Source organism: Actinoplanes sp. NPDC051411 (assembly GCF_040682075.1).
GTDB lineage: Bacteria > Actinomycetota > Actinomycetes > Mycobacteriales > Micromonosporaceae > Actinoplanes.
Window position 1 is genome coordinate 38,779 of sequence record NZ_JBFBAD010000016.1, and the last position, 18,661, is coordinate 57,439.

The 18,661-nt window shown below is 70.7% G+C and carries 18 protein-coding genes; 7 read left to right on the top strand and 11 right to left on the bottom strand.

Annotation, left to right across the window (positions count from 1 at the left end; all coding sequences use genetic code 11):
• Positions 1-15: 15 nt before the first annotated feature.
• On the top strand, positions 16-819 hold the full coding sequence (locus AB0M88_RS11625) for an SAM-dependent methyltransferase (RefSeq protein ID WP_364099195.1): 804 nt from the start codon (positions 16-18) through the stop codon (positions 817-819).
• 32 nt (positions 820-851) lie between these two features.
• Here AB0M88_RS11625 and AB0M88_RS11630 read toward each other — a convergent pair whose 3' ends face one another.
• Positions 852-1,631 carry a maleylpyruvate isomerase N-terminal domain-containing protein gene (locus AB0M88_RS11630; protein WP_364099198.1) on the bottom strand — a complete coding sequence of 260 codons (780 nt, stop codon included), beginning with the start codon at positions 1,629-1,631 and terminating at the stop codon, positions 852-854.
• A gap of 79 nt (positions 1,632-1,710) precedes the next feature.
• Between AB0M88_RS11630 and AB0M88_RS11635 the strand changes: the two genes are divergently transcribed.
• Positions 1,711-2,364, top strand: a complete 654-nt coding sequence (locus AB0M88_RS11635; protein ID WP_364099201.1) for a TetR/AcrR family transcriptional regulator — start codon at positions 1,711-1,713, stop codon at positions 2,362-2,364.
• Here the strand turns inward: AB0M88_RS11635 and AB0M88_RS11640 are convergent.
• The gene (locus AB0M88_RS11640) at positions 2,338-2,895 is read right to left on the bottom strand and encodes a GNAT family protein (RefSeq protein ID WP_364099203.1); all 558 of its coding nucleotides are present in this window, start codon (positions 2,893-2,895) and stop codon (positions 2,338-2,340) included. The genes AB0M88_RS11635 and AB0M88_RS11640 overlap by 27 nt on opposite strands.
• Positions 2,896-2,919: 24 nt before the next feature.
• Between AB0M88_RS11640 and AB0M88_RS11645 the strand changes: the two genes are divergently transcribed.
• Entirely contained in the window at positions 2,920-3,759 is an 840-nt protein-coding gene (locus AB0M88_RS11645; RefSeq protein WP_364099206.1) for a hypothetical protein, read from the top strand.
• Positions 3,760-4,457: 698 nt separating this feature from the next.
• Here AB0M88_RS11645 and AB0M88_RS11650 read toward each other — a convergent pair.
• The 4 genes from AB0M88_RS11650 to AB0M88_RS11665 are packed head-to-tail and all read right to left on the bottom strand — an operon-like array spanning position 4,458 to position 8,251.
• Complete coding sequence (locus AB0M88_RS11650) at positions 4,458-5,102, bottom strand: response regulator transcription factor (RefSeq protein ID WP_364099209.1); 645 nt, start codon at positions 5,100-5,102, stop codon at positions 4,458-4,460.
• Between the two features lie 7 nt (positions 5,103-5,109).
• Complete coding sequence (locus AB0M88_RS11655; protein ID WP_364099393.1) at positions 5,110-6,267, bottom strand: sensor domain-containing protein; 1,158 nt, start codon at positions 6,265-6,267, stop codon at positions 5,110-5,112.
• Positions 6,268-6,269: 2 nt separating this feature from the next.
• A complete protein-coding gene (locus AB0M88_RS11660) occupies positions 6,270-7,547 on the bottom strand; it encodes an FtsX-like permease family protein (RefSeq protein ID WP_364099212.1) in 1,278 nt (425 codons plus the stop codon).
• Positions 7,544-8,251 (bottom strand): ABC transporter ATP-binding protein, encoded by a 708-nt coding sequence (locus tag AB0M88_RS11665; protein ID WP_364099215.1) that lies wholly within the window; start codon positions 8,249-8,251, stop codon positions 7,544-7,546. Before AB0M88_RS11665 ends, AB0M88_RS11660 begins: the two co-directional genes overlap by 4 nt.
• A 96-nt stretch (positions 8,252-8,347) precedes the next feature.
• Between AB0M88_RS11665 and AB0M88_RS11670 the strand changes: the two genes are divergently transcribed.
• A complete protein-coding gene (locus AB0M88_RS11670) occupies positions 8,348-8,950 on the top strand; it encodes a DNA-3-methyladenine glycosylase (RefSeq protein WP_364099218.1) in 603 nt (200 codons plus the stop codon).
• 54 nt (positions 8,951-9,004) lie between these two features.
• Positions 9,005-9,550 carry a hypothetical protein gene (locus tag AB0M88_RS11675; RefSeq protein ID WP_364099221.1) on the top strand — a complete coding sequence of 182 codons (546 nt, stop codon included), beginning with the start codon at positions 9,005-9,007 and terminating at the stop codon, positions 9,548-9,550.
• Between the two features lie 1,952 nt (positions 9,551-11,502).
• On the opposite strand, the gene AB0M88_RS11680 is transcribed toward AB0M88_RS11675, so the two are convergent.
• Positions 11,503-12,102 (bottom strand): helix-turn-helix domain-containing protein, encoded by a 600-nt coding sequence (locus AB0M88_RS11680; RefSeq protein WP_364099224.1) that lies wholly within the window; start codon positions 12,100-12,102, stop codon positions 11,503-11,505.
• A gap of 192 nt (positions 12,103-12,294) precedes the next feature.
• On the opposite strand from AB0M88_RS11680, the gene AB0M88_RS11685 reads away from it, so the two are divergent.
• On the top strand, positions 12,295-13,236 hold the full coding sequence (locus tag AB0M88_RS11685) for a zinc-binding dehydrogenase (protein WP_364099227.1): 942 nt from the start codon (positions 12,295-12,297) through the stop codon (positions 13,234-13,236).
• Here the strand turns inward: AB0M88_RS11685 and AB0M88_RS11690 are convergent.
• From AB0M88_RS11690 to AB0M88_RS11705, 4 genes are read right to left on the bottom strand one after another with little or no spacing between them, the layout of a single operon-like run.
• Complete coding sequence (locus AB0M88_RS11690; RefSeq protein ID WP_364099230.1) at positions 13,223-14,038, bottom strand: ABC transporter permease; 816 nt, start codon at positions 14,036-14,038, stop codon at positions 13,223-13,225. The two genes, AB0M88_RS11685 and AB0M88_RS11690, sit on opposite strands and share 14 nt — an antisense overlap.
• Positions 14,035-14,859: an ABC transporter permease gene (locus AB0M88_RS11695; protein WP_364099233.1), complete on the bottom strand. Its 825-nt coding sequence runs from the start codon at positions 14,857-14,859 to the stop codon at positions 14,035-14,037. Before AB0M88_RS11695 ends, AB0M88_RS11690 begins: the two co-directional genes overlap by 4 nt.
• Complete coding sequence (locus AB0M88_RS11700) at positions 14,859-16,049, bottom strand: ABC transporter substrate-binding protein (RefSeq protein WP_364099236.1); 1,191 nt, start codon at positions 16,047-16,049, stop codon at positions 14,859-14,861. The genes AB0M88_RS11695 and AB0M88_RS11700 overlap by 1 nt, the downstream gene beginning before the upstream one ends.
• The gene (locus AB0M88_RS11705) at positions 16,039-17,112 is read right to left on the bottom strand and encodes an ABC transporter ATP-binding protein (protein WP_364099239.1); all 1,074 of its coding nucleotides are present in this window, start codon (positions 17,110-17,112) and stop codon (positions 16,039-16,041) included. The genes AB0M88_RS11700 and AB0M88_RS11705 overlap by 11 nt, the downstream gene beginning before the upstream one ends.
• Before the next feature lie 85 nt (positions 17,113-17,197).
• Between AB0M88_RS11705 and AB0M88_RS11710 the strand changes: the two genes are divergently transcribed.
• A complete protein-coding gene (locus tag AB0M88_RS11710) occupies positions 17,198-18,637 on the top strand; it encodes an MDR family MFS transporter (RefSeq protein WP_364099242.1) in 1,440 nt (479 codons plus the stop codon).
• Positions 18,638-18,661: the final 24 nt, after the last annotated feature.

Here is an 18,661-nt window from a genome sequence, read left to right on the forward strand (position 1 = left end):
CTCGATCCTCTTAGGATGCATGCCGTGACGCTCGATCGGTTCGACACCGGCACGCCGCACCCGGCCCGGCGATACAACTACTGGCTCGGCGGCAAAGACAACTTCGCGGCCGACCGGGAATCCGGCGACGTGCTCGCCCGGGCGTACCCCGCGGCCCGCATCGCCGCCCGGGCGAACCGGGCCTTCCTCGGCCGGGCGGTCGGCTACCTGGCCGGCGACGCCGGCCTCCGGCAATTCCTCGACATCGGTACGGGGCTGCCGACCGCGGACAACACCCACGAGGTCGCGCAGCGGATCGCCCCCGACTCGCGCATCGTCTATGTGGACAACGACCCGATGGTGATGGTGCACGCCCGCGCCCTGCTCACCAGCACGGCGGAGGGCGAGACGCGCTACCTGGAGCAGGACCTGCGGCAGCCGAAGTCGATCCTGGAGTCGCTGGACATCCTCGACCTGTCACGGCCGGTCGGGCTCATGCTGGTCGCGGTCATCCACTTCCTCCCGTCGCAGGAGGAGGCCCGTTCGATCGTGTCGACCCTGGTCGACGCCCTCCCGTCGGGATCGCATCTGACCATGTCGTGCGCGACCACCGACTTCCTGACCCCCGACCTCCGGGCGAACTGGGACGAGTCGCTGCGAAGCGGCCGGTCGGACGTCCATCCGCGGACCCGGGCCGAATTCTCCGAGTTCTTCACCGGGCTCGAATTCGTCTCCCCGGGCGCCGTCGCGGTCAGCGAGTGGCGGCCCGATCCGGGCGCCGAGGAGCGGCCGGGCCCGGTCGAAGCCTCGATCTTCGGAGCCGTCGCCCGGAAACCGTAGCCGGCTTCGTTTCCGCTCTTTACCGGCCGCATCTACGGGCCGGTGATCAACGTGCCGAACTTGGTCGCGAGCCACGGCTTGCGGCCCCCGGCCAGCATCCGACCCCGGGCGATCTGCCCCCATTGCCCGGCCCGGCCGAACCCGACCAGCAGAAACGCCACCGGATCGGCCACGATCCAGCAGTCGCCTGAGCCGCACCCGACCACGGCCTCGCCGTCGGCGACCGAGATCAGATGGCGCGGCCCACCCCGCAGCCGCAGGTCAAAGCTCGCCGTGACCCCGGCCGCCCTCTCGCGATCAAGATAGTCCGGCACCATCGCCATCACGCCGGCGATCACGTGCAGCGCCTCATCCCGCCCGATCCGCCACGGCTGCCGGCTCGCCCGAGCCACGTCGAGACCGTGCACCAACAGCTCCCCGAGCAACGCCGACATCATCGTCGACCAGGTCATCCACACACCGTTGCTCACCAGCACGCGCTCCTCCCGCGCCGGCACGGCCAGGAACCCGTCGACCGCCGGCCCGAGCCGATCGGCCAAACTGCCCAGGTCACGGTCCGGATCCTCACGCAGCTGCGCGGCATTCGCCACGGCGTTCCGCCGAGACGGACTCTGGTCACTCTCGGCAACCTTCTTGCGCCCTTGCGCGTACGCGGTGTAGTCGCCGAACTCATGCACCAGGTGGACGGCCGTCTCCGCCACCGTCCAGTCCAGCCCCGGCACCCGCGCCCCGGGCTCCCCCGCGGCCCGAATCACCGCCGCCGTCCGCCCCGCCGCGCTCCGCAGGGCACCACTCAGTTCCCGGCTTGGCATAGCTCCAATATTCGACATAGCACCACTATGTCAGATGCCAACTCGACGGGCAACGCCCCGGAGCGGCTATACAAGCGGGATGAGCTCCGCGTCCCCCCAGCCCCCGTCGCCCTCATCCCCGCCGGCCCCGTCCCGTTCGCGGCGGGGTCCGACGCTGCGCGACGAACAGGTGGCCCAGACCCGCGCCGCGCTGATTGCCGCCGGGCGCGCCCTGTTCGGCGGGCAGGGTTACGCCGCCACCTCGGTCGAGGATCTGGCCCGTGAGGCCCGCGTGACCACCGGCGCCCTCTACCACCACTTCCCCACCAAGACGGCGCTCTTCGAAACCGTCTTCGAGCAGGTGCACACCGAGCTGCTCACCGGCTCGGCCGACGCCGCCGCGCAGGCCCCCGACGAGATAGCCGCCCTGGGCGTCGGCTTCGAGGCCTTCCTGGACGGCATGCTCGTCCCCGAAGTCCAGCGCATCCTGGTGACCGACGCCCCCGCCGTCCTGGGCCTGGTCCGCTTCACCGAGTTGGACGAGCGCTACACCGTCGCCACCATCGCCGCCGAGCTGAGAACCGCCGCCGAGGCCGGCCGGCTCCGCGCCGACGACCCCGACACCCTGGCCCGCCTGCTCCTGGGCGCCCTCACCCGCGGCAGCATGCTGATCGCCCAGTCGCCCACCCCGCGCGAGGCCCGCGACGCCGTGGTCGGGTCCCTGCGCCTACTCCTGTCGGGCCTGACCGCCTGAGGGCGCGATCCGGGCGTACAGGTAGGCGTCCCGGCGACGGCCACCGATCGGCGCGAACGACCTCATCAGTCCCTCCCGCTCGAACCCCGCCCTCTCCGCGACACGGACGGAACCCTCGTTCCACGGCTCGATGTAGGCCTCGAGGCGTACGACATCGGCCCGGGCGAAAAGCCAGGCCGACGCGGCCTTCACCGCGTCGGTCGTCACACCGCCTCGCCGGCCGGCGGCGCCCGTCCAGTAGCCGATCGACGCGCGAGCCGCGGACCGGGCCACCCAGAGCGCACCGACGTAGCCGGCCGGCTCCTCCCGCCCGAACGGAACCACCGCCCAGGCCCAGCCCCGCCCCTCCTCGAACCGCGCGGTTTGAGCGTCGATGAAAGCGGCCGCTCCGCCGGCGTCGGGCGTGTCGGGCACCTGGCTGACGAGCGGAATCAGGGGATCGGCGGTAACGCCCAGAACGAAATCGACGTCGGTGCCACGCCAGGGCCGCAGCAGTGCCTTTTCGCCGCGGATCTCCGCCTGACCGGGCATGCCGCGAGCGTACATAATCGCGCGATGGATGACCTCCTGGCCATGCAACGGATGGTGCAGCGAAACTGGACGCCGGAGAGCCACTGGCACATCGGCGACCTGGCGTGGCAGCGGCCGTCGATGGCGGGCCGCGCGGTGGCCCTCTGGACCGAACCGGACGCCTGGGCCTCGATCTCGCCCAACGGCGAACTGTCATTCCACGCGCCGCCGGAGCGCATCCGCACCGTCCTGGACTGGTCGGACGGACACGTCCGCACCGTCAGCGCCATGTCCGCCGACGCGGAAATGCTCGGGGCGGAGGGCTTCGACGAGGTCGAGGGGCCATACTTCCGCCACTGCCTGCGCGACCTCGACGAGAGAATGCCCGAGCCACGCCTTCCCGACGGCTACCGGCTGCGGGCGATCCGCGCGGGCGAAACCGCGGCGCGCGCCGCCGTCCACCGGGCGGCCTGGCAACCGCGGCGCATCGGCCGGCTCCAGGTCCCACCGGCCGACCCGGGCGACGGCGAGTCCACCATGACGACCGAACGCTACGCCGAGATCGCTGCGACCTGGCCCTACCGGAGCACCCTGGACCTGCTCGTCGAGGCGGAAGACGGAACCCTCGTCGCCTCGGCGCTCGGCTGGCTCGACGAAGTCAACAAGGCGGGCTTGCTGGAACCGGTCGGCGTCGCCCCCGGCCACGCCCGCCAAGGACTCGGCGCCGCAGTCAGCCTGGCCTGCCTGCACGCCCTGCACGCCGCCGGCGCCACCCTGGCCAAGGTCTGCCCCCGCGGCGACGGGGGCTACCCCGTGCCCCGAGCGCTCTACCACCACATCGGCTTCCGAGACGGCGCCCGCACAGCCACCTACGCACGGAGGTGACGGCGCCCGGCCGCCTTCACCCCCTGCGCGCAGTCCAATCCACGCCAGAGGTGACCACGCCGCACGGCCCCGCCCTCGGCCCAGCCCGGCCGCGCCCCGGAAGCCACGCCGCCCGCACAGCCCGGCCGCCGCCTCAGCCCTCACACAGTGCTGAGGCGGCGGCGTTCCCCCAGAGCCGGGCCGCGCTTCACAGCCCCACCCCACCCGCAGCCAACCCACCCGCTGAAGTGACGGGCGCCCGCACAACCCGGCCCCACCCGCGGACGGTTGGAGGGTGCGGCGGCCGGCGAGGGCGGCGCCAGACCAGGCGCGCCCGCGGAAGCGACGAAGCCGCACCGCACAGCCCGACCGACGCCCGGCCCGCCCGCCTGCGGAAGCGACGAGCCCGCACCGCCCAGCCCTTCGCGAGTTCGACCCATTCGCGGAAGCCACCGACGCCCGCACACCCAGCCCACCCTGCAGAGCCCTGCCCGATGTGCAGCCCGGCCGCGCGTGGGAAGGTCGCGGCGCCCGCAAAGCCCGCTGGCCTGCACGACCCCGCCCCGCGCGCAGTCCACCCACGCGCGTAGGTAACGGCCACCCGCACAGCCCGCCGACCCCGCACAGGCCCCACCCCACGCCCAACCCGACCATCCGCGGAAGTCGCGACGCCTGGCACCCTGACGGCGCCGCATGCCCCGCCCCTTACCCGCGGAGGCCTACGCGCGGAGGTAGCGCAGCACGGCCAGGACCCGGCGGTGGTCGGCGCGGTCCTGGGGCAGGTCGAGCTTGGTGAAGATGGCGGTCACGTGTTTTTCGACGCTGCGGTCGGCCAGTTTGAGCATGGTGGCGATCGCCAGGTTGGAGCGGCCCTCGGCGAGCAGGCCCAGGATTTCGCGTTCGCGGTCGGTCAGCCGGGCCAGGCCGGCGTCGACTGCTGGGGCGGCGAGCAACTGGCGGACGACCTCCGCGTCGAGTGCGGTGCCGCCGGCCGCCACCCGCTGCAGCGCGCCCACGAAGTCGTCGGTGCTGACGATGCGGTCTTTCAGCAGGTAGCCGACGCCGCCTCCGTGGTCGGCGATCAGACGGCGGGCGTAGCTGGTCTCGACCCACTGGCTGAACACGAGCACCCCGACCGACGGGAACCGGGCGCGGATCTCGAGCGCCGCCCGCACGCCCTCGTCGGTGAAGCCGGGCGGCATCCGCACGTCGACCACCGCGGCGTCCGGCCGCAGGTCGGCCACGGCGGTCATCAGTGCCGTGGCGTCCGAGACCGCGGCCGCCACCTCCATGCCCTGCTCGGCGAGGAGCAGCGTGATGCCGTCCCGCAGCAGTGGATTGTCCTCGGCGATGACGACGCGCATGAGGGGTTCACGCCTTTCCGGAGAACGTCACGGTCACGACGGTCGGCCCGCCGCCGGGACTGTCCACAGTCAACGATCCGTCGAGAGCCTCGGCTCGGCGAGCCAGCCCGGGCAGCCCGGTGCCGGTGGAGACGCCGGCACCCCCGCGGCCGTCGTCACGCACGACCAGTCGCAGGAAATCGTCGTCGCAGACCAGGGAGACCCAGGCGCGCGAGGCCCCCGAGTGGCGAGCGATGTTGGTCAGCAACTCGGCCACGGTGAAGTAGACCGCGGACGCGGTGGCGTCCGGCGGCCGGGAGGGCAACGTGACGTGTAGCCGCACCGGCACCGCGCTCCGGGCCACCAATGTGGACAGCGCGACCTCGAGCCCGTCGTCGAGCGCCGGAGGATGCATGCCGCGCACGATGTCGCGCAGCTCGGCCAGCGCCTCCGTGACCGCGTCGCGCGCGTTGGCGACCAGCGGCTCGTCGGGCAGGCGATGCGAGAGGCGGGACAGCGTCACGCCGAGCGCCACCAGCCGGGCCTGCGTGCCGTCGTGCAGGTTGCGCTCCACCCGTCGCAGCAGCGCCGCCGCGTCGGACTGCAGGGCGGCCCGGCCGGCCTCCAGCTGGGCGATCCGCTGGCGGTCGCGGCTGGGGGCCAGCAGAGCGTAGGCCAGGAGGCGGTCCAGCCACACCAGGCAGCGCACGAACCACGGAATGACACCGACCGCGACCAGTCCCTGCACGAAATACCACCAGGTGTGGGACCAGATCGGCGTCAGCTCGATGCCGATGCCCCGCGGGGACAGCAACCACCAGGCCGGCGCGGTCAGGAAGTAGAGACCGATCAGGAACGACGCGCCCCCGATGTAGGCGCCCGTGAACTTGACCGGGAACGTGAGGAAGCAATAGAGCAAGGCCTTCCACGCCGCCCCGTTGCGGAGCAACCCGAGCAGCCGCACCGGCCCCGGCCCGGACCAGTCCCAGCCGAGCAGCCCACGGGCCGGCCACCGGAAATAGGCGATGCTGCCGCGGGCCAGCCACAGCACGCCGACCAGGAAAGGCAGGCCGACGGTCAGCAGCGACAGCGCCGAGAACACGATGCCGAGCAGCGACAGCAGGAACGTCGGGATGGCCAGGAAGACCCCGCTGAGCACGTAGGCGTACGCCCGCACGAACCGCACGATCAACCGACCAGCTCGACCGCCGGGCGGCGCATCCCGGCCGCTGCCGGAACCACCGTGCCGGCCAGCACCAGCGCCGCCGTGAGCAGCACGCCGGCCACCAGATAGGACCCGGGCATCCAGGCCGCGTGCAGGATCGGCGACACGGTTGTCATCGCCACCACCGCGGCCACCACGAGGCTCGTCCCGGTCACCACCAGAGCCTCGCAGAAGACGATGCCGAGCACACGCCCCTGGGTTCCCCCGGCGAGCCGGGTGACGGCCAGGTCGCGCCGGCGGGCCACGGTCGTGTTGATCAGGGTGTTGAGGGCGGCCACGGCGGCGAAGACGGCATAGACCGCGGTTCCCGTGTAGTCGGTCCACACCTCCTCGGCCGTCGGCCGCACCCCGCTGAGGTGCGCGGGCGTGGTCTGCAGCAGCACCTGGATCGCGCTGAACGCGGCGGCCAGGGTCAGGGGCACCATTGCTCCCGAGTAGGTCCTCGCGCGTACGGCAAGGTGCTCGGCCGCCAGGCGGCCGACCGGACCGGCCAGCCGGACCACCGGGGAGACCGCCCGGAGCAGTGCCGGCGCCAGGAATCCGGCGCCGACGCACATCGTGAGCGCGACGAAGAAGCCCTCGTTTTCCGCGTCGCGCGCGTCGAGCCGCGAGACCAGCACGGACAGCACGCCGCCGGCCGCGACGAGCACGAGCCCGATGACGGTCCGGACATGACCGACCGTGCGCCGGGGCGCGGCGGCCTCGCTGAGCGCGACCGCCGGGCGTACGCGGGAAGGCCGCACCGCCGCGATCAGCGTGCCCGGCACCGAGGTGCCGATAGTGATCGCGAAAGCGATCGCCGCCGCCGCCGGATGGCCGTGATAGCCGGTGTCGGCCGGAATCACCCCGTGTGCCGCCAGGCCGTGGATCCAGGCCCGGCCGGCCAGCGAGCCGAGCGGCGCACCGACGAGCGTCGCCGGAATCGCGACCAGCATCGCCTGCGCCACCACCGACCGCCGCACCTGCCCCGGGGACGCCCCGATCGTGCGGGCGAGCGCGATGTCGGCGGCCTGGCGCCCGATGCTGGCGCCCATCGTGACGCCGACGATGAGGATCGACAGGTAGATCGAGATCAGCAGGAACGCCGCGCCCATGTCGGCCACGTCGCCGGCCGGCGGGAGTGTTCGCTGCGCGCCGAGCGACGCGACGACCAGGGCGGCGGCGAGGGCCTGGGTAATGAAGGGACCGACGTAGGCATAGGGATTGGCCTTGAGCGCCTGACGCGTGAGCCCCGCCCTCATGCCGCCACCGCCCGCAGGCGATCGGCGATGTGCGCGGCGTCGCCGGCCGGCCCGTCGGACGCGACCGCGCCCCGGCGGAGCAGGACCACCCGATCGGCCCAGGCCGCCGCGACCGGGTCGTGGGTGACCATCACGACCGTGACACCCTCGCGGTCGACCGCGTCTCGCAGGAGGCCGAGGATCTGACCGCCGGTGGTCGGATCGAGCGCCCCGGTCGGCTCGTCGGCGAAGATCACCTCCGGCCCGGTCACCAGGGCCCGGGCGACCGCCACCCGCTGCTTCTGACCGCCCGAGAGCTCCCCGACCGGCCGCCGGCCGAGCCCCGACAGCCCGACCGCCGCGAGCACCTCGTCGACGCGATATTTTCGCGGGCCACCGAGCCGCACCGGCAGCGCGACATTTTGCGCCACGGTCAGCTCGGACAGCAGGTTGTATGACTGAAAGACGAACCCGACGCGGTCGCGCCTCAGCCGGGTCAGCCGGCCCTCCGGCATGTGGCCGAGGTCGTGGCCGGCCAGCTCGACCCGCCCGGCGGTGACCCGGTCGAGGCCGGCGGCGCAGTGCAACAGGGTGCTCTTGCCGGAACCGGTCGAGCCCATCACCGCCACGAAGCAGGCCGTGCGGACCCGCAGGGTGATCTCGTCGAGGGCGGTGACCGAGCCGAACCGGCGGCTCACGCCGTCGAGGAGGAGAACGTCGTCCATGGCGTTCAGCTTTCCGGGTTTGGGCGGGAGGGGCAGCCGGGCTGGCACGTAGGGCGATGGTGCGGTTAACCGCACCGCTGTGCTTGGCTTGGTGACGTGACCTACCCGTGGCTCGACCTTCCAGCAACCGCCGTCGACCAGGCCGCGCGCATGATGCTGGGCTGGCGCCTGACCGCGAACGGCGTGGTCGTCCGGCTCACCGAGGTCGAGGCGTACAGCGGGCTCGGGGCCGATCCGGCCAGCCACGCCCACCGCGGACGGACCCCGCGCAATGCCATCATGTTCGGCCCGGCCGGCTTCCTGTACGTCTACCAGATCTACGGCATGTACCAGTGCATGAACATCGTGTGCGGCGAGGACGGCGTGGCCGCCGCGGTGCTGCTGCGGGCGGGCGCGGTGGTCGAGGGCGCCGAGACGGCCCGCACCCGCCGGCCGGGCGCCCGGAACGACACCGACCTGGCCGCCGGACCGGGCAAACTGACCCGCGCGCTCGGCATCGGCAAGGCCGACTACGGCACGTCGGTGGTCGACGGCACCGGCCCGCTCACGATCACACCGCCGGACGGCCCGGTCGACCCCATCGAAGCGGGCCCGCGGGTCGGCGTAACGTCGGCCCACGACGTCGCCTGGCGCTTCTGGATCAAAGGTGACCCGACGGTCAGCGCCTACCGCCGCCACACCCCGCGCCGACCGGCGTAACGGACTTCCCCGAACACCCACGCCCACCCGATCCGACCGGTTAGCGTGACGGCGATGGTGACGCAGCGGGGGTTGGTCGTCTTCAGCGCGATGTGCTCGGCCGGCATGCTCTGGTCGGCGATACTCATCGCCGGCCTCTTCGTGGGCTGGCGCCCGGTCGGCTCCGGCGTGGCCGTCGGCGTGGCCGCCCTGCTCACCCTCCCCGGCGCCATAGCGGGCGTGATCGCCAACCGCCTCTATTACCGCACCACCGACTCCCGCCGCCCGTGGAGCCTGGTCTCCTGGGTCCCGCCGCACGTCCCCCACTGGGCCGCGATGCTGGCCGGAGTCCTGTTCTTCGGCTTCTGGCTGGCCGTGGTCGTAGCCTTCGCCGGCCTCGACGGCAACGCCGAACTCCGAAACGGCCACTACGTCATCAACAACCATGGCCGCGTCACCACGGTGAGCCAGGCCGACTACGAACGCCAACTCGACCACGAACAACAGATCTCCCTCGGCATCCTCGGCGCCATCGCGGTCGGCGGCGCCTTCATGACCGCGGCCGTCCTGACCCACGAACCAACCCTCAAAACCCAGGCGGCTGCGACCAACGCCCGCTGAGCGGTCCCCTCCCGCCGGGCGACACCCAGCCTTTTCCCGTACGCGGTAAGCCCCGCTCCCGCCCCGCCCAGGAACAGTGGCAGCAGCCAAACGACCGCGAGCTCTCCATCCGCCGCCACCGAACGCTGAGCCGATCGGTCCAGACCGCGCCGCTGCCTGGCCGGGTCGGCCTCGGCAAGCCCGCCGTCTCCAGCCCGACCGCGCAGGAACAGCCGCTCGGCAGGCCGATGTCCGCTCACGGTCCGGCCCGCACAGGCCCGGCACTGATCCGACGCCGGCGCTGATCCAATGCTGGGCCTGTTTGATCCGGGGCTGGCCCCGGCGCTCACCCGCCCCGGACCGGTACAGATTTGACGGCCGGTCGGCCCTGATCCGGATCGGGCCGCCCCCGGTGCGCCGCGTCCTGAGGCGGGCGCGTCGATTTGGCCGAGGGAAAGGTTCCCTGCTCCGCCCGAAGAGCTGCCAGTCTCCGGCAGAGCGGAACTCAACCCGTCCCGAGGCGCATTGGCCAGACGATGCCCCAGCCGCGTTGGCGCCACCCACCGGCGCTCCGCCTGTATCGAACATTTCTCCGACGGCGCCTAACCCAAAAAAGCCAATGGCATGCGATTGCCCAGGAACGGCCGCACCTATGTGTTTCCGAAGCGATCGTGGTTGAATTCAATACAACAATTCCAAACCCAAATCCTGCCGCCGCCGACTGTCCCCCGATCTTTCCGCCCGCCGAGCAGCATTCATCGCGAGCCCGGCACCCACCCGCGAAGGCGGACGGAAAGATGTGCACCAGGGGCCACCGTCCGAAATCGGCGTAACAAAGCAACTCCGCCGGCCCGAGGACCCTGACGCCGCCCGGATTATTCAACCTGCGCGACGCACCGGCGCAGACTGACACGGCTGGCCTGCTCGACTGGCCCAGCGCGATCGAAACACACGGCCGGATCGCCTCATCCGCGTCGGCAGCGCCAGCCAAGTAGCCAGCGTCACCCGACCAGGCAAGGCTCGATGTGCTGGCGGAGTCTGCCGCGCTAACCGAGGCCACTGCGCCGGCCAAGCCCGCCGCACTGGATAAGTCCGCCGCACTGGCCAAGCCCGCCGCACTGGCCAAGCCCGCCGCACTGACCAAGCCCGCCGCACTGACCAAGCCCGCCGCACTGACCAAGCCCGCCGCACTGACCAAGCCCGCCGCACTGGCCAGGGCCGCCGAGTCTTCCGAGCCGACCGCGCCAACCGACTTTGCCCGGCCTGTTGGGCCGTTTGGACTGGTCGCGGCGCGCCGAACACGATGGTGCAAGTCGTCGGCCTCGAGCCGACCTGTGTCACCTGCGCCGCTTGCGCCGGCCGCGTTGGTCACGCTGGCCCTACGGGGCTGGTGCGCATGGTCGGGCAAGTCGGTTTGCGCAGCTGTCATGGATGGCCGCTGGATCGCCGCCTCGATGCGATCCGTTCTCCCGACGGGGCGCGACGATGCCGAGACATGCCGGGCTCCCGGCGGCGCCGTCGGGCCGGTGGGCCGATCAACTGCGGCCTCGTGCGGAGCCGGCCGGGGTGAAGGCTGCTCTGGTGTCGGTCCAGTGGGGACTGTCAGGCGGCCGCGCTCGGCTTGCAGGCGTTGGTGCTTTGCGGCGTAGCGGCGGGTGAGGCCCCAGTCGCGGTGGCGCTCATGGTCGCGGCGGAATTTGTCACGGTCGGGAGAATAGTTGCGCGATGCTGTTCGGTCGCGCATCCGGGACAATTCTGCTGGGGTGAAAAGCTGAAGCTGCCGCACGAGAAAATCCTGCCGCATAAAAGGGCGCTCCGGTCAGCATTTGATCATGCCAAAAAGAATTCGGCGAACGGGACTGATGCCCGGATTCCCGCCCCTGTCTGGGTGGGCGGCATTTAAGCAGACGGGTACGACATTTTTGGACCGTTGTCCACCGGCGGCCAGAACGCCAGACGGGAGTGGGAGTCAGTCAAGGGCGGAGGCTCTGGATCGCCAGTTCGGCGAAGCGGCGGGATGATGCCAGCCGGGCGGCGGCTGAGGTTGCGCGCAGGCCGGCGTTGGCGCGGAGGAGCAGAATCAGGTCTTCCACGGCGACGTCGGGCCGCAGGTGGTGCTTGGCTCGGCGGGTCAGTTCGGCCAGGGCGGTCAGGGAGCGTTCGCGGGCGGGGGCCAGCTCGGCGACGTAGGGGAACGCGCGCGTGAGGTCGCCGGACTGAAGCTCGAACAACTCGGCGAGGACCGTGCGCAGGCCGTGCCACGGGTCGGGATCGGCCAGGCCGTGCTCGATGATGGTGTGGCAGGCCTTCAGGCGGTCGGCGAAGGCCTCGGTGGCCAGCGCCTGCTTGGTGGGGAAATGGCGGTAGAGGGTGGCTGGGCCTACGCCGGCCCGGTGGGCTACCTCACGCATCGGAGCGTTGAAGCCCTCGGTGGCGAAGACCGCGCGGGCCGCCTCCAGGATCCGCTCGCGGTTGTCGCGCGCGTCCGCGCGAAGCGGCGCCTCCGCGCGAAGCGGCGCCTCCGCACGAAGCGGCGCCTCCGCACGAAGCGGCGCCTCCGCACGAAGCGCCACACCCGAACCCAGCGTCTGCCGCAAGCCACTGCCGGCTCGCGGCTGACCGCTGTCGCGATCGCTGCGCGTTTCGGAACGCGCCGACCAAGCCTCATCGCTGACATCCTCACCAGGGGGCGGCATGTGAGGCAAAGGGACGGCCACACTCTCAACTTAGCCGCCAGGAAAGGCTTCGCCACTAACGTCCGCCCCGTGAAAGCTGTTGTGGTCAAAGAGTTCGGGCCGCCCGAGGGGCTGGCCGTCGTCGACGTCCCCACCCCGGTTCCCGCCGCCGGGCAGGTGCTGGTCGATGTCGAGGCGATCGGTGTCGGCGGGGTGGACGTCGTCATCCGGCGCGGTGACCTTGAGGCCTACGGGTTCCGCCCCGGTTTCGTCCCCGGCGGCGAGGTCGCGGGCACCGTCTCCGCGGTCGGCCACGGCGTCGACCCCCATCTGATCGGCCAGCGGGTGTGGGCGGCCACCGGCACCGGCGGCGGCTATGCCGAGCAGGCGGTCGCGCCGGTCGGCGATGTCGTGCCGCTCCCGGAGGGGCGCGGCTCCGCCGACGCCGTGACGATGGGCAGCGCCGGCGTCGTCGCCCACTTCGGCCTCGCGCACGCCCATTTCACCGCCGGCGAGAGCGTGCTCGTCCGGGGCGCCGCCGGCAGCATCGGCATCATGACCGTCCAGCTGGCCGCGGCCGCCGGCACCGTGTCGGTCACCACCTCGTCGCCGGACGGCGTGCGCGGCCGACGGCTGCGTGAGCTCGGCGCGACCCACGTGCTGGGCCGGGACGAGGACGACGGCGAGACCTACGACGTCATCATCGACGTCGTCGCCGGGCCCGACCTTCCCGGCTTCATCGACCGGCTCAGGCCCAACGGCCGCCTGGTCATCGTCGGCGCTGTCGGCGGGCCGCCTCCGGCCGACTTCGGCGGTCGGCTGATGGCCGCCTTCCAGCGGTCGCTGTCGGTGGCCACGTTCAGCGCGGCCACGGTCTGCGACCGGGCCAAGAATGCCGTACGGGCCGAGCTGTTCACCGGCGCAAAGGCGGTCGTCGACGACGTGCTGCCGCTGGAGCGGGCGGTCGAGGCCCACCGCCGGATGGACCGGGGTGAGGTGTTCGGGCGGATCGTGCTGGCTACGTCCGGCTAGCGCCCGCCGCCGGGCCGGCCACCCGTTGCGCCAGCCAGACCGGCAGCACGGAGAGGACGACCAGCAGGGCCGCCACGACGTTGACCACCGGCGCCTGGTTGGGCCGGAACAGGTTGTTGAAGATCCAGATGGGCAGGGTGGTGATGCCGGGACCGGCGGTGAACGTGGTGACGATGATCTCGTCGAAGGACAGCGCGAAGGCCAACAGCCCGCCCGCGAGCAGCGCCGAACGGATCAACGGGAACGTCACGTACCGGAAGGTCTGCGTGGGCGAAGCGCCCAGGTCGGCCGACGCCTCCTCGAGGGAGACGCCGGTCCGGCGGAGCCGGGCCAGGACGTTGTTGTAGACCGTGACCACGCAGAACGTGGCGTGGCCGACGATCACCGAGAAGAGGCCTTTGCCCAGGCCGAGCGGTTCGATGACCGAGCGCCACGCGCTGTCGAGGGCGATGCCGGTGACGATGCCGGGCAGCGCGATCGGCAGCACGATCAGCAGCGAGAGGGTGTCGCGGCCGAAGAAGCGGAAGCGCTGCACCGCGAACGCGACCATCGTGCCCAGCACGAGCGCGATGAGGGTTGCCCCCAGCCCCGCCTTGACCGAGGTCCACAGGGCATCCCGGGCGCCCGCATTGTCCCACGCCGACGACCACCAACGGGTCGTGAAATCGTGCGGCGGCCAGGCGAAGGTCCGATCGCCGTTGAACGAGTTGACCAGCACCAGCAGCAGCGGAATGTAGATGAACAGCAGTCCGAGGGCCATGAAGGCGCGCAGGGCCCAGCGGGCGGCGGGCGAGAGAATCACAGCTCCTCCAGGGCGCCCGAGCGGCGGACCGCGACCAGGTAGATCACCATGATCACGACGGGCACCGTGGCGATCGCGGCGGCGAACGGCAGGTTGTTGGCGGCGCCGATGTTGGCGTAGACGAGGTTGCCGATCAGCTGTGATTTGCCGCCGACGATCTGCACCGTGATGTAGTCGCCGAGCGACAGCGAGAAGGTGAAGATCGACCCGGCGAAGACCGAGGGGATCAAGATCGGCAAAACCACCGAACGGAACGTACGCCCGACGCGCGCGCCGAGGTCGGCCGAGGCGTCGAGCAGAGAGTCCGGCAGTCGTTCCAGGCCGGCGTAGATCGGCAGGATCATGTAGGGCAGCCACATGTAGGACAGCACCAGGACGACGGCGAAGAGACCGTACCCGGGACCGCCGAACACCTGGTCGAACGGGCCGCCGTTGGCCAGCAGGATCCGCCACGCGTACGCCTTGACCAGATAGGAGGCCCACAGCGGCGTCAAAATAAGAATCACCAACCAATGCCGCGAGCGGGGCGACGCCACCTTGGCCATGTAGAACGCCATCGGCACGGCCAGCACCGTGCAGATCACCGTGACCGAGGCGGCCACCCCGAGACTGCGCAGGGTGACCGCCCGGTAGACATCCCCGGTGACCAGCGTCTTGAAGTTCTGCAGCGTGAAAATGTGGACGACGTCTCCGGTGAACCCGTTGACCATCCAGAACGACGAGACGAGCAGCACGGCGAGCGCGCCGAGGTAGGCCACGACCAGCCACAGGACGGGCAGTGAAAGGAGCCCGGCCAGCCGCAGACGGGGATGAGGACGCATCAGCCCTTGATCTCGGTCCAGGCCTGCGTCCAGGCCGAATAGTCCTTACAGGTCACATCGGTCCGGCCGTCGAGGCACTGCGCGAGCGGCGTTGTCCAGTACCAGACCTTCGAGAAGTACGACTCGTCGGTCGCGTGGAACGTCGTGCAGAAGTTCTTGTCCGACGTCTGGTCGCAGGCGAGCTTGTTGGCCGGCGCCTCCCCGAACCATTCGGCGACGGCCGCGTTGGCCTTCGGCGAGATGATGTGGTTCATCCAGAGGTACGCGCAGTTCGGGTGCTTGGCCTTGGACGAGACCATCCACGTGTCGGACCATCCGGTCGCGCCCTCGCTCGGCAGGAACGCCTGCACCGGCGCCTTGTCGGCTTGGGCGAGGTTGGTGATGACCTGCCAGGTGGTGCCGAGCACCGAGTTGCCGGCCTTGAACGACTGCACCTCCTTGGTGTAGTCCGACCAGTACTCGCCGACGTTCTTGTTCTGGGCCTTGAGCAGGTCGACCGCGGCCGAGAACTGTTTGTCGTCGAGGGCGTACGGGTTCTTGATGCCGAGCCCGGGCTGTGACTTCATGAGATAGAGCGCCGCGTCCGCGATGTAGATCGGCGAGTCGTACGCCGTGATCTTTCCCTTGTACGGCGAGTTGGCGTCGAACACCGCTCCCCACGAGGTCGGCGCCGGCTTGACCACGTCGGTGCGGTACATCAGCAGGTTGGCCCCGCGGCCGTGCGGGATGCCGTAGGGCACGCCGTCGGCCGAGTTCCACTGCTTGTTCTTCAGCCCGTCGAAGACGTCCGCATAATTCGAGATCAATGAAGTGTTGACCGGGGCCACGTCACCGCCGTAGATCAGGCGCAGCGACGCGTCGCCGGAGGCCGACACCACGTCGTACTCCCCGGTCTTCATCAGCGACACCATCTCGTCCGAGGTGCCGGCGATCTTCGAGTTGACCTTGCAGCCGGTCTCCTTCTCGAAGTCGTGCACCCAGTCGACCTTGGGGTCGTTGGAGCCGTCCTCGACGTACCCGGCCCAGGCGATGATGTTGACCTCGCCCTCGCCGGCGCCGAGCGACGCCAGCTTGGCGATCTTGGGCAGGGCCGCCCCGCCCGGCCCGCTTCCGCCCGATTTATCGCTGCCCCCACAGCCGGCCAGCGCCAGAACGCCGGCCATCACCAGGGCCATTCCGCTACGCCGCATCCGCGTCCTCCTTGTTTTCGACCTTGTTTTCGACCACATCACCGACGGCCGAACCGGCCGCCTCGGAGATCTCGATGACGTGCTCCTCATCCCAGCTGAGACGGACGGTCGCGCCGCGCAGGGCGGCAGCCGCCGATCCCGTACGCCGGTTCTGCTCGACAACCACAACCCGGGCGCCGGCGTCGAGGTCGACCACGAATCGCGTGACCGGGCCGGCGTAGATCACCTCGGCCACGGTGCCCGCGTGTCCCTCCTTCGAGATGTCGATCTTTTCGGGTCGCACGGAGAACGTCCCCGATCGTCCAATGAGATCCCGGGCGACAGATCCTGACAAGAGGTTCGATGTCCCGACGAAGCCGGCCACGAAACTGGTCGACGGCGACTCGTAGATGTCGAGCGGCGTCCCCACCTGGGCGATCCGGCCGGAGTCGAAGACCGCCACCCGGTCGCTCATGGTCAGCGCCTCCTCCTGGTCATGAGTGACGAAGACGAACGTGATCCCGGCGTCCCGCTGGATCTGCTTCAACTCGACCTGCATCTGCTCCCGCAGCTTGAGGTCGAGCGCACCGAGCGGCTCGTCGAGCAGCAGCACCCGCGGCCGGTTCACCAGAGCCCGGGCCAGGGCGACCCGCTGCCGCTGCCCGCCCGACAACTCGCTCGGCCGGCGTACGCCGTACCCCTCGAGCCGGACCGTCGCCAGAGCCTGCGCCGCCCTCTCCCGGCGTTCGCGCCGGGAGACCTTGCGGACCTTGAGTCCGTATTCGACGTTCTGCAGCACCGACATGTGCGGGAAGAGCGCGTAGTCCTGGAAGACCGTGTTCACGTCACGCTCGAAGGGCGCCAGCCGGGTGACCTCGCGGCCGCTCAACGTGACCGTGCCGGCGGTCGGCTGTTCGAACCCGGCGATCAGCCGCAGCACGGTCGTCTTGCCGGAGCCGGACGGGCCGAGCATGGAGAAGAACTCGCCGTCGGCGATCTCCAGATCGATCCCCGCGACGGCCTCCACCGCCCCGAAACTCTTCCGCAGACCGGCCAGTCGGATGGCCGGTGTGTCGTTGGTCATGGCCGCACCGTAGATGTGCCGTCCAGCCGGGTAAATAGATTGATTGACAGTCGTTACACCGAACCACTCCAGTACGGTCGTAGAAATGTCAGACGGAAAGATCGGCTTCCGGTCCGAACGTGGTCCGGTCCTCGCCGCGGTCATGCTGTCGACGGCTCTGATCGCCGTCGACTCGACGATCATCGCCACCGCGGTTCCCTCGGTGGTCAAGGACATCGGCGGCTTCTCCGAGTTCCCCTGGATCTTCTCGGTCTACCTTCTGGCCCAGGCCGTGTCGGTGCCGGTCTACGGCAAGCTGAGCGACCTCTTCGGCCGCAAGCCGGTCGTGCTGTGGGGCATCGGCCTGTTCCTGGCCGGCTCGATCATGTGCGGCACGGCCTGGAACATCTGGGTGCTCATCGCGTTCCGGGTGGTGCAGGGGCTGGGCGCGGGCGCGATCCAGCCGACCACGATCACGATCGTCGGCGACCTCTACTCGATAAAGGAACGGGCCAAGGTCCAGGGCTACGTGGCCAGCGTCTGGGGCATCGCCTCGGTGGTCGGGCCGACGCTGGGCGGCGTGTTCAGCGAATACATCAACTGGCGCTGGATCTTCTTCGTCAACATCCCGCTCTGCCTGCTCGCCGCGTTCATGATCATGCGCCGCTTCCACGAGAAGTTCGAGCGCGGCCACCCGGTGATCGACTATCGCGGCGCGGGCCTGCTCACCGGCGGCCTGACCCTGCTCATCCTGGGTGTGCTCGAGGGCGGCCAGGCCTGGGCGTGGGACTCGCCGGCGGGCATCGCGATCCTCGCGATCGGCGTCGGGATGCTGGTCGTCTTCGGGTTCGCCGAGCGCCGCGCGTTCCAGCCGGTGCTGCCGCTCTGGGTCTTCCGACGCCGGCTGCTGGTGGTCAGCGGCCAGCTGTCGGTCGGGGTGGGTGCGATCCTGCTCGGCCTCAGCTCGTACGTGCCGACCTACGCCCAGGACGTGCTCGGCACCGGGCCGCTGGTGGCCGGCCTCGCGCTGGCCGCGCTGACCCTGGGCTGGCCGGTCGCGGCGAGCCAGGCCGGCCGCATCTACCTGCGCTTCGGCTTCCGGGCGACCGCGATTCTCGGCACCTCGCTGGTGCTGATCGGATCGCTGCTGATGCTCACCCTGGGCGCGCACTCGAGCGTGCTCACCGTGGCCGCGTTCTGCCTGGTGATGGGATTCGGCATGGGCTTCACCACCTCGCCGGCGCTGATCGCGGCCCAGTCGAGCGTCGGCTGGTCCGAGCGGGGCGTGGTCACCGCCAACAACATCTTCCTGCGCTCGCTGGGCAGTTCGCTCGGCGTGGCGGTCTTCGGCGCCGTCGCCAACGCGGTGATCGGGCACGGCCGGGTGACGCCCGGGCACCTGACCACCGCGGTACATCGCATCTTCATCGGCATCGTGATCGTCGCGGTGCTGATGGCCGCGCTGGCCGCCCTGATGCCGCAGCGGATCGAGGAGCAGCCGGCGGCTTCGGAGGGTCTGAAGGCGCAAGAAACCGTGGCCAATTAACTCAGTTCGCGGTTCCGGTACTCC